The 14,414-nt window shown below is 72.1% G+C and carries 13 protein-coding genes and 1 pseudogene; 10 read left to right on the top strand and 4 right to left on the bottom strand.

What is annotated here, in order from left to right:
* Nucleotides 1–259 precede the first annotated feature (259 nt).
* The 4 genes from KY5_RS09860 (at nt 260) to KY5_RS09850 (ending at nt 4,519) form a co-directional block, all read left to right on the top strand.
* Nucleotides 260–1,210, top strand: a complete 951-nt coding sequence (locus KY5_RS09860; protein WP_098241874.1) for a serine hydrolase — start codon at nt 260–262, stop codon at nt 1,208–1,210.
* Nucleotides 1,211–1,392: 182 nt separating this feature from the next.
* Complete coding sequence (locus tag KY5_RS09855; RefSeq protein WP_098241873.1) at nt 1,393–3,195, top strand: lytic transglycosylase domain-containing protein; 1,803 nt, start codon at nt 1,393–1,395, stop codon at nt 3,193–3,195.
* A gap of 172 nt (nt 3,196–3,367) precedes the next feature.
* Nucleotides 3,368–3,502 (top strand): SPW_0924 family protein, encoded by a 135-nt coding sequence (locus tag KY5_RS41375; RefSeq protein WP_107102075.1) that lies wholly within the window; start codon nt 3,368–3,370, stop codon nt 3,500–3,502.
* Nucleotides 3,503–3,520: 18 nt separating this feature from the next.
* Entirely contained in the window at nt 3,521–4,519 is a 999-nt protein-coding gene (locus tag KY5_RS09850) for a DUF3068 domain-containing protein (RefSeq protein WP_098241872.1), read from the top strand.
* Here the strand turns inward: KY5_RS09850 and hrpB are convergent.
* Both hrpB and KY5_RS09840 read right to left on the bottom strand, forming a co-directional pair.
* Nucleotides 4,516–7,089 (bottom strand): ATP-dependent helicase HrpB, encoded by a 2,574-nt coding sequence (gene hrpB, locus KY5_RS09845; protein WP_098241871.1) that lies wholly within the window; start codon nt 7,087–7,089, stop codon nt 4,516–4,518. The two genes, KY5_RS09850 and hrpB, sit on opposite strands and share 4 nt — an antisense overlap.
* A gap of 4 nt (nt 7,090–7,093) precedes the next feature.
* On the bottom strand, nt 7,094–7,915 hold the full coding sequence (locus KY5_RS09840) for a class I SAM-dependent methyltransferase (RefSeq protein WP_098241870.1): 822 nt from the start codon (nt 7,913–7,915) through the stop codon (nt 7,094–7,096).
* Nucleotides 7,916–8,271: 356 nt separating this feature from the next.
* On the opposite strand from KY5_RS09840, the gene rpsA reads away from it, so the two are divergent.
* Nucleotides 8,272–9,783, top strand: a complete 1,512-nt coding sequence (gene rpsA / locus KY5_RS09835; protein ID WP_098241869.1) for a 30S ribosomal protein S1 — start codon at nt 8,272–8,274, stop codon at nt 9,781–9,783.
* 174 nt (nt 9,784–9,957) lie between these two features.
* Here the strand turns inward: rpsA and KY5_RS09830 are convergent.
* A pseudogene (locus KY5_RS09830) lies at nt 9,958–10,257 on the bottom strand (sheath polysaccharide-degrading enzyme); the annotation flags it as partial.
* Nucleotides 10,258–10,554: 297 nt separating this feature from the next.
* Here KY5_RS09830 and KY5_RS09825 point away from each other — a divergent pair.
* The 4 genes from KY5_RS09825 to KY5_RS09810 all read left to right on the top strand — a co-directional run bounded on the left by KY5_RS09825 (nt 10,555) and on the right by KY5_RS09810 (nt 13,045).
* Nucleotides 10,555–11,493 (top strand): PAC2 family protein, encoded by a 939-nt coding sequence (locus KY5_RS09825; RefSeq protein WP_098241868.1) that lies wholly within the window; start codon nt 10,555–10,557, stop codon nt 11,491–11,493.
* 23 nt (nt 11,494–11,516) lie between these two features.
* Entirely contained in the window at nt 11,517–12,122 is a 606-nt protein-coding gene (coaE, locus tag KY5_RS09820) for a dephospho-CoA kinase (RefSeq protein WP_098241867.1), read from the top strand.
* 45 nt (nt 12,123–12,167) lie between these two features.
* Complete coding sequence (locus KY5_RS09815) at nt 12,168–12,551, top strand: DUF3592 domain-containing protein (protein ID WP_098241866.1); 384 nt, start codon at nt 12,168–12,170, stop codon at nt 12,549–12,551.
* Between the two features lie 77 nt (nt 12,552–12,628).
* The gene (locus KY5_RS09810) at nt 12,629–13,045 is read left to right on the top strand and encodes a tetratricopeptide repeat protein (RefSeq protein WP_098241865.1); all 417 of its coding nucleotides are present in this window, start codon (nt 12,629–12,631) and stop codon (nt 13,043–13,045) included.
* Here KY5_RS09810 and KY5_RS09805 read toward each other — a convergent pair.
* A complete protein-coding gene (locus KY5_RS09805; RefSeq protein WP_098241864.1) occupies nt 13,042–13,329 on the bottom strand; it encodes a DUF6343 family protein in 288 nt (95 codons plus the stop codon). The two genes, KY5_RS09810 and KY5_RS09805, sit on opposite strands and share 4 nt — an antisense overlap.
* 124 nt (nt 13,330–13,453) lie before the next feature.
* Here KY5_RS09805 and KY5_RS09800 point away from each other — a divergent pair, with 124 nt between their 5' ends.
* A complete protein-coding gene (locus KY5_RS09800) occupies nt 13,454–14,380 on the top strand; it encodes an acyltransferase domain-containing protein (protein ID WP_098247152.1) in 927 nt (308 codons plus the stop codon).
* Nucleotides 14,381–14,414: the final 34 nt, after the last annotated feature.

Below are 14,414 nucleotides of genomic sequence, written 5' to 3'. Positions count from 1 at the left end.
CGTCGCCGTACTGGTCTGCGGCCGCGTCGTGGCCGCTCGCGCAGTTCCCCGCGCCCCTTTGGGGCGCCTTCCCCGGCGCGCTCCTGCGCGGGCGGGGGGCGCAGTGGGGCGAGCCCCGCAGGGGCGCGGGGAACTGCGCGCCCAGCCACGACGCACCCGCAGGTTCCCACCGGCCCAAGCTCCAGCTCCACGCAGTGGGTCTCACCCGCGTGGCCCCCGGCGGGACGCACCGCCCAAGGCCCAGGGGCCAGGATGAACCATGGCCCTTCACCTGCGAAAGCGCCGCACGGCCATCGTCGCGGCGCTCACGACGGCTCTTCTGGCTCCGATATCCGCGACCGCGGCCGACGCCAGTTCTCAGCAGGGCAGAGCGCTCTGCACGGCACGCCGCGATCCCGCTCTCGCCGCCCGGATGTCCCATGACATCCGGGCGGCGCTGTCGTCGAGGACCGGCAGCGTCTCCGTCGCCGTGCACGACACCCGCACCGGACTGTTCTGCCAGTTGGCGGGCGGGCGGCGTTACGACGCGGCGAGCGTCGCCAAGGTCATGATGATGGAGGCCACGCTGCGCCGCGCCCAGGAGTGGCGGCGCGGCCTCACCGCGTGGGAGCGACGGAAGATCCGCCCCATGATCACCGGTTCGGACAACAACGCGGCCCGGCGGATCTGGAACGACCTGGGCCACCCCTACCTCTCCCGTTTCCTGCGCCGCGTCGGCACCACCGCCACCAGCCTCGGCCCGTCCCGCCTCTGGGGCCTGACCCGGACCACCGCGGCCGACCAACTGCGGCTGCTCGGCGTCCTCACCGGCGCCCGTGACGTGCTCAAGCCGACCGCGCGCGCCTACGGGCTGCGGCAGATGGCCGACGTCCGGCGCGACCAGCGCTGGGGCGTGCCCGCGGGCATGCCGCGCGGCATCCGCGCCCACCTCAAGAACGGCTGGCTGCCGCGCGCCACCCACGGCTGGCGGGTGCACAGCGTCGGCGCGTTCACCGGCGGCGGCCGCACCTACCGGATCGTCGTCCTCTCGCACGACAACCCGACGATGGCGTACGGGGTGCGTACCGTGGAACGCGTCGCACAGGCCGTGCACCGGGGCCTCAACAAGGGGCGTGCCGTGGGGCAGGGGCTCACCCCGGAGGACGAGATCAGCGAGGTGCCCGACGGCTCGGTCCCCGAGACCGCGGACGACGTCGACCCGGCCTCGTAACAGCCCTGTCCCCGTCTCACGGCCAACTGGTGAATATCGGGCACGAACGGGTTCTAGCACGCCGCAAGTTGTCGTAGTGTCGCCTGAGTCGCCCCGCTGGGGAGCACGCGCGTACGAAGGCAAGCGTGTACGGAGGCGGGCGCGGCGCGCAAGTGTCGACAATGGGGAGGGGTGGCTCGGTCATGGCGCCGGTTATCGGCAGGCGGCTGCGCAGAGGAGCGGTGACCACCGCGGTGGCCGCGGCGGCGGTGGCGGCACTCGCCGCGTCGGGGGCTCCCGGAGCGACGGGCGTCCCCCGCGACGAACGGGCCGCGGGTGCCGCGGACACGCCCCCACCGGTCGGTGACTCCGCGACCGGCAACTCGCCGTACTACACGGACCTGCCGCCCCTGCAGAGCCCCGTCCCGCCGACCGGCGCCCCGCCGAACGGCGGCGACAAGGAGGCCGAGGCGGGCCTGCCCGCCACCGTCCTGGACGCGTACAAGAAGGCCGAGTCCGAGCTCGCGGACGCCAGGCCGGGGTGCAACCTCCCCTGGCAACTGCTGGCCGCCATCGGCAAGGTCGAGTCGGGCCAGGCCCGCGGCGGCCGCGTCGACGCCAACGGCACGACGCTCACCCCGATCCTCGGCCCGGTCCTGAACGGCAACGGCTTCGCGAAGATCACCGACACCGACAAGGGCGCGTACGACGGCGACACGACGCACGATCGCGCGGTCGGCCCCATGCAGTTCATCCCGTCGACGTGGGCCACCTCCGGCAAGGACGGCAACAACGACGGCAAGAAGGACCCCAACAACATCTACGACGCGGCGCTCGCGGCGGGCTACTACCTCTGCGCGAACGACCGTGATCTGGCCGTCGAGGCCGACCTGCACAAGGCGATCCTGAGTTACAACCGCTCTACGGAGTACCTGAACACGGTCCTGTCGTGGCTGGAGTACTACCGCAAGGGCACCCACGAGGTCCCGGACGGCAAGGGCGTTCTGCCGGACGACCGCAGCGACACCCGCTTCCCGTCCAACGGCTCGGGTCCCGGCGCGAAGCACCCGGGTACCGCCGCGAAGAACCCGACGCCGAAGCCGAACACGGGCGGCAAGACGCCGGGCGACAAGAGCCCCGGCGGCAAGCCCCCGGGGAAGGGCGACGGCGGCGGCACCAAGCCCACGCCGCCCGGCGACGGCGGCTCGCAGAAGCCCGGGCCCTCCCCGGCCGAGCGGGTCGACGTGCTGGCGAACGCCGGTACGGGAGACCTCGTCGCGAAGACGGGCGACGCCTTCACCGAGCGCGTCGCGGTGCGCGCGGAGGCGAAGTCGGGTGCGTTCGTGGCCAAGGTCAAGGTGAAGTTCACCGTCGTCGGTGACACGGACGCCCGCTTCGCGGGCGGTGCGAAGAGCGCCACGGCCACCACGGGCATCACCGGCAAGGCGACCGCCCCGGTGCTCGAAGCGGGGCACAAGAGCGGCGAGTTCGTGGTGCGCGCCACGGTCGTGGGCCGCTCGCTGCCCGGCGTCGACTTCGACGCCGAGGTCGCCGCACGCCAGGCCGACGCGCTCGCCAGGACCAGCGACAAGGCGCTGACCTGCGAGGCGGGCAAGGAGTTCGCGGACAGGGTCGAGGTCAAGGCGACGTACAAGGGCAAGGTCGCGGACGGTGTCGCGACCACCGCCACGCTGGTCAAGTCGGCGACGGACGCGACCGTCAACGACAAGGGCCCCTACTTCAAGGACGCGGACGGCAAGCCGGTCCGCACCCTCAAGGGCCTCAAGACCGACGCGAACGGCGTGCTGAAGCTCCCGAAGATGTACGCGGACGACGCGGCGGGCACGTACCTGCTCCGCGTCGCCACGGCCGGCGGCGGCACGCTCACCGTCGAACTGAAGGTGACCGCGGCGGAGCCCGACGCGACTCCCTCGCCGAGCACCTCGTCGAGCGCCTCCCCGACCACGTCTCCGAGCGCCTCCACGAGTCCTTCGCCCAGCAGCTGACCGGGCGGCCGTCCGGCCGCCGCGCGACTCCTCGGAACCGCCCCTGCGCCACCCACGGCGCAGGGGCGGTTCCGTGTTGGTGCAACGTGTTCTCATCTGACCCGTCCGTTGCTACGGTGCCCGCCCTGACGCCCTATCAGTTCTGGCCGCACGCCGAATCGGGAGGCCCCGTATGCGCGCCCTCATCGCCGCCGCCACCGGCCTCGCCGTCGCGTTCGCCCTGGTCCTGACGATCACGGCGATCGGCGCCCCACCGGGCGAGACGTCGCCCAAGCCGCTCCTCACCACTGTCCCCAAGCACCCATAGACGTAGGGAGGTCGCGCGATGCGCCGCAAGGCCAGCCTCGTCCTGCTCGCCTTCGCCGTGTTCTTCACGGCCATGTCCCCGCTCATGCGCTGGTACGCCTTCCCGCGCCTGGCCAAGATCCCGCCGAGCCAGTACCAGAACGCGGTCCTGGAGGCGAAGAACCCGACGCTCATCGACTACGGCTCCATGTCGGCCAAGAAGGTCGACAAGGTCACCATCGTGCAGACCCTCAAGGGCAACGTGGAGGCGTCGGAGAAGATCGAGAAGAGCGCCGACCGCGACGTCGTCGTCTGGGACGCCCTCTCCTACATCCAGGACGCCGACGGCAAGATGGTCTCCAAGGTCCCCGAGCGCTACATCTTCGACGCGCACAGCCAGGAGCCCGTGCACGCCACGGGGGAGGCGGTCGACGGCGACCCGGTCAAGCGCGAGGGCATCGAGTTCAAGTGGCCCTTCCTGACCGAGAAGAGGGACTACGAGTACTTCGACGCACAGGCCCGCATCACCCGGCCCATCCACTACAAGGGCACCCGGACCTTCCGCGGCGTGAAGGTCTACTACTTCGAGCAGACCATCCCCTGGACCAAGGTCTCCTTCCCCAAGACGATGCCGGTCAAGGGCATCACTCCGGAGTCCCTCGCCAAGACCGGCACCACCCGCTGGTACACCACGGTCCGCAAGTTCTGGGTCGAGCCGACCACCGGGGCGCCCGTCTACGGCGAGGAGATCCAGAAGAACGAACTGCGCGGCGGCAGCCTGCTCGGCGGCCGCGACAAGGTCACCGTCTTCGCCGGGCACGTGAAGATGCGCGAGGACTACATCGAGAACACCGTCGACCTGGTCACGTCCCAGCGGGTCCTGGTGCTCCTGCTCACCTCGTACCTCCCCTGGGGCTTCCTCGGTCTCGGCATTCTGCTGCTCGCGCTCTCCCTCTGGCTGGAGGCCCGCAGCCGCAGGCCGGGCGACCCGGAGCCCACGGCGTCCAGCGATCCCGAACCCGAACCCGTCAACGCCTAGGCGCCGGAGCCCCGCTGGGCCTGGCGGGCCTTGGTGTACCGAGTGGGGGCGGCCGTCGCCGGATCCTCGGGCCACGGATGCCTCGGATAGCGCCCGCGCAGCTCGGACCGCACCGCCCGGTACCCGCCGTCCCAGAAGGACGCGAGATCGGCGGTGACGGCCGCGGGGCGCCCCGCCGGGGACAGGAGGTGGACGACGACGGGGGCCGTGCCGCCCGCGATCCGCGGGGTCTGGGCGAGGCCGAACATCTCCTGGAGCTTCACGGCGAGCACGGGCTGTTCGGGGTCGGAGTAGTCGATCCGGATCCTGGACCCGCTCGGCACCTCGAACCGCTCGGGGGCCAACTCGTCGAGGCGGGCGGCCTCGCCGGTCGCCCACGGCAGGAGCCGCGCGAGCGCCTGCCCGGCGTCGATCCGCCCCAGGTCGGCCCGGCGCCGCGCCGTGGACAGCTCAGGCTCCAGCCATTCGTCCACGCGCGCGTGGAGGGCCTCTTCCGCTACGTCGGGCCAGGGCGGCCCGAGCCGCAGGTGCAGGAAGGCGAGCCGCTCGCGCAACTCCCGGGCGCCCCGCGACCACTTCAGGAGCCCGGTGCCCTCCTCCCGCAGTCCGGCGACGAGACCCTCGCGCACGAGGGCGGGGTCGGGGTTCTTCAGAGGTCGCACCGTGAGCTCCACCGCGCCCAGGCGCTCCACGTGCCGGGTGACGAGGTCGCCGCCCGACCAGGCCACCTCCTCGCCCTCGGAGCGCAGCGGGGCGGCCGCGCGCCGCGCGACGTCCTCGTCGATGTGCCCGCCGAGCAGCACGCGCGCGTGCCCCGCGCCCACGGGCCGGTCGGCCACCGCGACGCTGATCCACTCCGCGCCCGCCAGCGCGGACCCCTGGCGCGCCTCGGCCCGGGTGCCGCCCGCCATCAGATAGACCCCGCCGCCCACGGCGCGCGCCACCCGCTCGGGGAACGCGAGAGCGGCCACCATCCCGGCGACCCGCTCATCGGTGCCACCGCGCTGCTCCCGGTCGGGGCCGGTCCGCTCCCGTTCGCCGCCGGGCGCCGACGCGGTGAGGCGCCGCGCCTCGGTACGCCAGCGGGCCGCGTACCCGTCCCCGCCGCGCCGCGCCGAGCGCCACGCCCCCGCGAGGTCGTCCCCGTACTCACGGGGCGGCTCCTCGCTCAGCAGGGCCACCACCTCCGCCGCCCGCCGGGTACCGACGAGGGGAGCCGCGTCGAGGAGGGCGCGGGCCAGCCGCGGATGCAGGCCCACCCGGGCCATCCGCGTGCCCCGCCCGGTCACCCGGCCGGTCTCCGCCTCCACGGCGCCGACCGCCGCGAGGACGTCCCGCGCCGCCGCCAGCGCACCGGCGGGGGGCGGGTCGAGCAGGGCGAGCCCGGAGGCGTCGGGATCGCCCCAGCAGGCCGCCTGGAGGGCGAACGCGGCGAGGTCCGCCACCTTGATCTCCGGTGCGGGGAAGCGCGGCAGGCGCCCGTCCTCGGCCTCCGCCCAGCACCGGTAGACGGCACCCGGCGCCTCACGCCCGGCGCGGCCCGCCCGCTGCCGCCCTGCCGCCTGCGAGGCCCGCACCGTCGCCAGCGCGCTCAGCCCGCGCGCGTGGTCGACGCGCGGCTCGCGGGCCAGGCCCGAGTCCACCACCACCCGCACCCCGGGCACCGTCAGGGACGACTCGGCCACGGACGTGGCGAGCACCACCCGCCGCCGTTCGCCCCCGGCGAGCACCGCGTCCTGCACCGCGGCGGGCGCCCGCCCGTGCACCTGAAGCACCTCGACGTCCCCGAGCCCGCCCAACTGCCCGGCCACCCGAGCGATCTCACCGACCCCCGGCAGGAAGCACAGGACGTCGCCCGCGCGTTCGGCGAGGGCCCGCCGCACCACCGACGCCACATGGGTCAGCAGCGCGGGGTCGACCCGCATGCCGTGCGGCGGCCGCACGGGGCGGGCGGGCGGCGCCCACACCACCTCCACGGGGTGCGCGATGCCCCGGGCCTCCACTACGGGAGCGTCACCGAGGATCCGCGCCCAGCCCTCGGCGTCGGTCGTCGCGGACGCCGCCACCAGGCGCAGCTCAGGCCGCAGCGCGGCGCGCACGTCCACCAGGAAGGCCGCCACGGTGTCCGCGTCCAGATGCCGCTCGTGGCACTCGTCGATGATGACGACGTCCACGCCGCTCAACTCCTGGTCCCGCTGGAGCCGTTGCAGCAGGACGCCGGTCGTGACGACCTCCACGCGCGTGCGCGGCCCCACCTGGCGCTCGCCGCGCACGGTGTACCCGACGCGCTCGCCCGGCTTCTCGCCGAGCAGCCACGCCATCCGGCGCGCGGCGGCCCGTGCGGCGATGCGCCGCGGCTCGGCGACGACGACGCGGCGCTCCTGGGCGTCGTCAGGACCGCCGGGCAGGCCGTCGAGCAGACCGGCGAGGGCCAGCGGCACCAGCGTCGTCTTGCCCGTCCCGGGCGGGGCGCACAGCACGGCGCTGCCCGGCCCCTCCAGAGCGGCACGGAGGGCGGGCAGCGCGTCGCGTACGGGCAGGTCCAGGGCGTCGTAACGGAGAGCGGTCACGCACTCAGTCTCGTACGCACACGTAGATGGCCGTCCCCGGGATCAGGTTTCCGCGCAGCGGGGACCAGCCGCCCCACTCCTGGGTGTTCCAGGCGGGCCACTCCGGCTCGGCGATGTCCACGAGCCGGAAGCCCGCGGCGACGATGTCGCGCACCCGGTCGCCGATGGTCCTGTGGTGCTCCACGTAGACGGCGTTGCCCTGGTCGTCCTGCTCCACATAAGGAGTGCGGTCGAAGTAGGAGGCCGCCACGGAGAGGCCCTCCGGGCCCGGCTCGTCGGGGAACGCCCAGCGGAAGGGGTGCGTCGCGGAGAAGACGAAGCGCCCGCCGGGGCGCAGCACGCGATGCACCTCCTTCAGGACGAGGACGGGCTCGGCGACGAAGGGCAGCGCTCCGTAGGCGGAGCAGGCGAGGTCGAAGGAGCCGTCCTTGAAGGGCAGCACTCCGGCGTCGGCCTGCACCAGCGGCACCGTGCCGCCGATCCGCAGCGCGTGCTGGAGCTGGCGGTGCGAGAGATCGAGGGCGACGGGACGGGCGCCCTGGGTGAGGAGCCAGCGCGAGCACTGGGCGGCACCCGCGCCGATCTCCAGGACGTCCTTGCCCTTGAGGCTCTCGGGCGGACCGAGGAGCTCGGCCTCCACCTCGTCGAGCCCCTCGGGGCCCCACACGAAGCGGTCGTCCCCGAGGAACGTGCCGTGCTCGATCTGGTACTCGTCGGCGTTCCGGTCCCACCAGCCGCGGTTCGCGCGGCTGCTCTCGGTGACGTTGGCGTCACGCCGGGTGGCTTCGGGCTCGGGCAGCTCGGACTCTTGGATGATCGGCTCCATCGTCGTAATCTTCCGTATCCTTCGTCGAATCTCGGCGCGAAGGGGGCGCTGTGCGGCCCGTGTGGCCTCAGTCGACAGGAATTGTGCCGGGTATGCGGTGTTCCGCCCCGGGTGTGCGCCTTCGCGCATTGACCCTGTCCGGCTGCCCCCGTATGCTACAAGTTGCGCTGCGAGCCTGCGCTCCTCAGACATAGCAGGCTGCGCTCGCGTCTGTTGTATGTCCCCTCGGTTGTCGAGGCGCCTTCCGTTTCGCGGAAGTCGCGCTTCCTAGGCTGTCCGGCTTCTTCAGAGCGAAATCGGCTCCGGCGCGTTGCAGTACCTACGACTTCAATGTCCGTACCGGAGCCCTTACCCACATGACGAGCAGCACCGAGACCACCGCCACCACCCCGCAGGTAGCGGTCAACGACATCGGTAACGAGGAAGCCTTCCTCGCCGCGATCGACGAGACGATCAAGTACTTCAACGACGGCGACATCGTCGACGGCGTCATCGTGAAGGTCGACCGGGACGAGGTCCTGCTCGACATCGGTTACAAGACCGAAGGCGTCATCCCGAGCCGCGAGCTCTCCATCAAGCACGACGTCGACCCGAACGAGGTCGTCGCCGTCGGTGACGAGATCGAGGCCCTGGTTCTCCAGAAGGAGGACAAGGAAGGCCGTCTGATCCTGTCCAAGAAGCGCGCTCAGTACGAGCGTGCCTGGGGCACGATCGAGAAGATCAAGGAAGAAGACGGCATCGTCACCGGTACCGTCATCGAGGTCGTCAAGGGTGGTCTCATCCTCGACATCGGCCTCCGTGGCTTCCTGCCGGCCTCCCTCGTCGAGATGCGCCGCGTCCGCGACCTCCAGCCCTACGTGGGCAAGGAGCTCGAGGCCAAGATCATCGAGCTGGACAAGAACCGCAACAACGTGGTCCTGTCCCGCCGTGCCTGGCTCGAGCAGACCCAGAGCGAGGTCCGTCAGACCTTCCTCACGACCCTGCAGAAGGGCCAGGTCCGCTCCGGCGTCGTTTCCTCGATCGTCAACTTCGGTGCGTTCGTGGACCTCGGCGGCGTCGACGGTCTCGTGCACGTCTCCGAGCTTTCCTGGAAGCACATCGACCACCCCTCCGAGGTTGTCGAGGTCGGCCAGGAAGTCACCGTCGAGGTCCTCGACGTGGACATGGACCGCGAGCGCGTGTCCCTGTCGCTCAAGGCGACGCAGGAAGACCCGTGGCAGCAGTTCGCCCGCACGCACCAGATCGGGCAGGTTGTTCCCGGTAAGGTCACCAAGCTCGTTCCGTTCGGTGCGTTCGTGCGCGTCGACGAGGGCATCGAGGGCCTGGTCCACATCTCCGAGCTGGCCGAGCGCCACGTGGAGATCCCGGAGCAGGTCGTCCAGGTCAACGACGAGATCTTCGTCAAGGTCATCGACATCGACCTCGAGCGTCGCCGGATCTCGCTGAGCCTCAAGCAGGCCAACGAGTCCTTCGGTGCCGACCCGTCGGCCGTCGAGTTCGACCCGACCCTGTACGGCATGGCCGCGTCCTACGACGACCAGGGCAACTACATCTACCCCGAGGGCTTCGACCCCGAGACGAACGACTGGCTCGAGGGCTTCGAGACCCAGCGTGAGGCTTGGGAGGGCCAGTACGCCGAGGCGCAGACGCGCTTCGAGCAGCACCAGGCCCAGGTCATCAAGTCCCGCGAGGCGGACGCCCAGGCCGAGGCCGAGGGTGCGGCGGCTCCGGCCGGCGCCGCTCCGGCCGCGTCCGGCGGTGGCGGCGGCGGTTCGTACTCCTCGGAGTCGGACGACAACTCCGGCGCCCTTGCTTCGGACGAGGCGCTTGCCGCGCTTCGTGAGAAGCTTGCCGGCGGTCAGAGCTGAGGCTCGCCTCTAGGCGGTTGTAGCTGAACGTTGCGGGCCCGTGCCTCCTTCTTGGAGGTGCGGGCCCGCTTCTTTGCGTTTCGGGTGCGGCTCTGTGGGGGCTGGGCGCGCAGTTCCCCGCGCCCCTAACGGGCTCGTCCCTTCGGGACCTTGCCCTCAGGGGGTCACCGTGATGTTCAGATGCAGGCCGTAGCCGCCCCCGGCGGTGAGCACCGCCTTCGGTGAACCGGTCATCGTGACGCGGGAGTTCGCGCTCGCCGCCACGGACGTCTTGAAGTTCCCGGAGTACGTTCCGTCGGCGAGGTGGATCGTGTCGCCGGGGGAGGCGTCGGCCAGGGCACTCTTCAGCTCGGCCGCGGTGGAGACCTCTACGGTCCGCGCGGGGGCGGGTGAGGCGGTCGCGGCCGTCGCCAGTCCTCCGGAGGCGGCCGCCGTGGTGAGCAGGGCGGTCAGGAGCGTTCGTCGGGTGCGCATGGGGGGTGGCCTTCCCGTCGGTGTGGAGTTTGTGTATGTGAACCATGAGTTCGCATATGAACGTAGGGGCGTGGCGTGTCCTCGTCAAGGTATGGACCAGGGTGGGGCGGGCCGTGAACTCGGCGTCCTCCCGGGGGTGTTCACGCGCACGAACATCAACGCCGTTGCCTGTCACGGGAAGGGGACCTCAAGAAGGGCCTTAAGGGCGGGTGAGAAGTCGCTGTGAAGGGACGCGGGCGGGAATGCCCATGTCGTCCCGTGCGTTCTTCTTTACGAACACGAGGAGGAGCGGTCACAGTGCTTGATCCGCAGGGTTTGTACGCATGGGAGCCGAAGGGCCTCGCCGTCGTCGACATGGCGCTCGCCCAGGAGTCGGCCGGTCTTGTCATGCTCTACCACTTCGACGGATACATCGACGCGGGCGAAACCGGCGACCAGATCGTCGAGCGGCTCACGGACAGCCTCCCCGGGCAGGTGGTGGCGCGCTTCGACCACGACCGGCTCGTCGACTACCGCGCCCGCCGCCCGCTGCTCACCTTCCGGCGCGACCGCTGGACCGACTACGAGGTGCCCACGCTCGACGTGCGCCTCGTCCAGGACGCCACGGGAGCGCCCTTCCTGCTGCTCTCCGGGCCCGAGCCCGACATCGAGTGGGAGCGGTTCGCCGCGGCCGTCAAGGAGGTCGTCGAGCGGCTCGGCGTGCGCCTCTCGGTGAACTTCCACGGCATCCCCATGGGCGTGCCGCACACCCGCCCCGTCGGCCTCACGCCGCACGGCAACCGCACCGACCTGGTGCCGGGCCACCGCAGCCCCTTCGACGAGGCGCAGGTGCCCGGCAGCGCCGCCTCCCTGGTCGAGTACCGCCTCCTCGAGGCGGGCCACGACGTGCTCGGCGTGGCCGCGCACGTGCCGCACTACATCGCGCGCTCCGCGTACCCGGACGCGGCCCTCACCGTCCTGGAGGCGATCACCGCCGCCACCGGTCTGGTGCTGCCCGGCGTCGCGCACGGACTGCGCACCGAGGCGCACCGCACCCAGACCGAGATCGACCGGCAGATCCAGGAGGGCGACGAGGAGCTCGTCGCGCTCGTCCAAGGACTTGAGCATCAGTACGACGCGGCGGCCGGGTCCCAGGAGCGGGGCAACATGCTCGCCGAGCCGATGGACATCCCCTCCGCCGACGAGATCGGCCGTGAATTCGAACGCTTCCTCGCCGAGCGGGAGGGCGACGCGTAAGGGCAGGGCCTAAGCTGCCGGTCATGCTGAAGGTGGGCCTGACCGGCGGTATCGGCGCCGGCAAGAGTGAGGTGTCGCGGCTGCTCGTGGCGCGCGGTGCCGTCCTGATCGACGCGGACAAGATCGCCCGTGAGGTGGTGGAACCGGGAACTCCGGGTCTGGCGGCGGTCGTTGAGGCTTTCGGGCGGGAGGTGCTCGCCCCGGACGGTTCGCTGGACCGTCCGAAGCTGGGTGGCATCGTCTTCGCCGACCCGGAGAGGCTCGCCGTACTGAACGCGATCGTGCACCCCCTCGTCGGCGCCCGCTCCGCCGAGCTCGAGGAGTCCGCGTCCGGTGTCGCGGTGGTCGTGCACGACGTGCCGCTGCTCACGGAGAACGGCCTCGCGCCGCTGTACGACCTGGTGGTCGTCGTCGACGCGAGCCCCGAGACCCAGCTGGACCGCCTGGTGCGGCTGCGCGGCATGAGCGAGGACGACGCCCGCGCGCGGATGGCCGCGCAGGCCACGCGCGAGAAGCGCCTGGAGATCGCGGACGTCGTCATCGACAACGACGGGCCGATCGACGGGCTCGCCGAGCGGGTGGGCGCGGTCTGGGAGGACCTCGCGCGGCGGGCGCGGCAAGAGTCGTAGCAGTAGTCGTAGGGGTGCGGCGGCAGGGCGTAGGGGAGGCGGGCGGTGGTCGTACTCGCGGCGCTGACGGCGTTCGGTGGTCTTGTCGCGGTCCTCGCGGGCGCGTACGGCCTGCGGCAGACCCGGCGCATCAGCGCCGCGGGAGCCGTGGCGCAGGCCCTGGTCAAGGCCGCGCCACCGGGTGCCGAGCGGCCCACGTTGCAGTTCGAGACGGTGGACGGGCGGGTCGTCGAGGTCGTCTCGCCCGTCCCCTCCACCCGGCGCAGACCGCTCGCGTCGGGCGACCGGGTGCGCCTCGCGTACGACACCGAGGACCCGCGCGAGACGGTGCTGCTCGGCGGCGAGCGCACGGGGCTCGACCGGGCCTTCGTGGGCGCGGGGCTGGCGCTGGTCGTGCTGGGCGCCGTGCTGGTGGTCGTCGCGCTCTGACCGTTCTCCGTGCGCGGGGTGGAATAGGCGGGACCGCGGCGGGCGTTGAGGCCGGTGAGAGAGGGAAGGAATGCAGCGTGCCTGACATCACCCCGGAGACGCACGTCATCGACTTCCGTGCGGCGGAGCAGCTCCTGGCCGCGCGGGATCCGCGTGGTGCGGTGAAGCTCCTGGACACGGTCATCGCCGCCCACCCCGAGAACACCGCGGCCCGGCTGCTCCGGGCGCGCGCCTTCTTCGCCGCCGCGCAACTGCGCGCCGCCGAGCTGGAGTTCAGCATCGTCCTGGAGCGCGAGCCGGACAACGCGTTCGCGCACTTCGCGCTCGCCCGCACCTACGAGCGCGGCTCGCGCCAGGAGCAGGCGCGGCGCCATTTCCGGCTCGCGGCCGCGTTGGACCCGCAGCCGGAGTACCTGGCGGCCGCGCGGTTCGACGACGGCGCGCGCCGCGAGGACGGCACGACGCGCCGCGACGAGGGCGACGGCGCGGGCTAGGACGTGCCGGGCGGCGTCCTCGGCGGTTCGTACGGCGGGATGTCGCGGCCCGGCTGGTAGTGCGGGCCCTGTCGCAGACGGCGCACGACCACGGCCAGATCGGTGACGACCACCAGGCAGAGCACGCCGCAGGCCACCGCCCACCCCGTGCGCCCGGTGAGCGCGAAGACGGTCGTGCCGAACGCCGCCCAGATCAGACCCCATACGCTGAACCAGAGGCGCATGCGCAGCGGGCTGCGCGCGGTCACCGGTTCACTGCCTGTGCGCTTCAGGATGCGGCTCATGAGAGGTCATCTCCTCCTTCCAGGGTAAGAGGGTGAGAACGTGCTGGAGGCGTTGCGGGCCGACGAACAGCTCGCGGGCTGGCTCGGGGGCATGGAGAGCGCGGGCGGGCCACCGGCGCGGGCGGTGCTTCCGGAGGCCGACGAGCTCCCGGAGACGCTGCTCGACCTCGCCGTCCCGCACGAGGACGTCAACGGTCTGGTGGCGCTGCGCGACCGGCTGTGGGAGGACGAGGAGGCGCGGCGGCTGCTCGACCGCTGCGTCGACGCGCTCGTACGCGACATGGGGAAGCCCGGTGGCACCCCGGAGTTCCCGGTGCTGCCCGACGGGCTCGGGGAGCTCGGGCGCTGCTTCTTCGTGTACGTCTATGTCGCGGCGCTGCCGTACGCGCGGGAGTACCACCGGGGCCGGGGCATACCCGATGAGGTGTCGCGCCGCACGCTCGCCGACCTCGGTCGGCACCTGGCCGTGCACCGCAGGGCGCGCGGCGGCCGTGGCCTGCTCGTGCCGGGCTGGAACGGGCTGCATTTCCGGGGCGAGCTCTATCAACTGGGGCGGCTCCAGTTCCAGCGGGCCGTGCTGGGGGAGCGGATGGGTGGCGCGGTGGCCCGAGCTGGTGCTCGTGCTGGTGGTGGTGCCGGGCGCGTGGTGGGCCCGGGGGACCCCTGTCTCAACCTCCACATCACCGACTACCGGGGGCCGTTGAGCCCCGAGGCCTGTGACCGCTCCCTCGATCTGGCGCGGGAGTTCTTCGCGCGGCACTTCCCCGAGGAACGATATGAGACAGCCGTGTGCCACTCCTGGCTGCTCGATCCGCAGCTGAGGCGCTACCTGCCCGCGGATTCGAACATCGTCCGCTTCCAGGACCGATTCCACCCGGCCGACGGCTATGGGCAGGATCCGGACGACAGCACTCCGGTCGGCTTCGTCTTCGGCGACCGCGACCTCGCCGTGGACCGGCTGCCCAGGCGCACCACGGTGGAGCGGGCGGTCGGCGACCATTTGCGGTCCGGTGGGCACTGGTACGGAGGGCATGGCTGGTTCTCGCTGTAGGAGGCGGGTCGGCCGGGGAGGCGGGAACGGGCCG

Source organism: Streptomyces formicae (assembly GCF_002556545.1).
GTDB lineage: Bacteria > Actinomycetota > Actinomycetes > Streptomycetales > Streptomycetaceae > Streptomyces > Streptomyces formicae_A.
This window is presented reverse-complemented; position numbering and strand designations above follow the sequence as displayed.

Bases quoted from the DNA above. Each gene is read 5' to 3' on its own strand.
- KY5_RS09850 (WP_098241872.1), top strand. From the start codon at position 3,521: ATGCGCCGCAAGGCCAGCCTCGTCCTGCTCGCCTTCGCCGTGTTCTTC.
- KY5_RS09840 (WP_098241870.1), bottom strand. From the start codon at position 7,915: ATGGAGCCGATCATCCAAGAGTCCGAGCTGCCCGAGCCCGAAGCCACC.
- coaE (WP_098241867.1), top strand. From the start codon at position 11,517: ATGCTGAAGGTGGGCCTGACCGGCGGTATCGGCGCCGGCAAGAGTGAG.
- KY5_RS09855 (WP_098241873.1), top strand. From the start codon at position 1,393: ATGGCGCCGGTTATCGGCAGGCGGCTGCGCAGAGGAGCGGTGACCACC.
- KY5_RS09805 (WP_098241864.1), bottom strand. From the start codon at position 13,329: ATGAGCCGCATCCTGAAGCGCACAGGCAGTGAACCGGTGACCGCGCGC.
- rpsA (WP_098241869.1), top strand. From the start codon at position 8,272: ATGACGAGCAGCACCGAGACCACCGCCACCACCCCGCAGGTAGCGGTC.
- KY5_RS41375 (WP_107102075.1), top strand. From the start codon at position 3,368: ATGCGCGCCCTCATCGCCGCCGCCACCGGCCTCGCCGTCGCGTTCGCC.
- KY5_RS09860 (WP_098241874.1), top strand. From the start codon at position 260: ATGGCCCTTCACCTGCGAAAGCGCCGCACGGCCATCGTCGCGGCGCTC.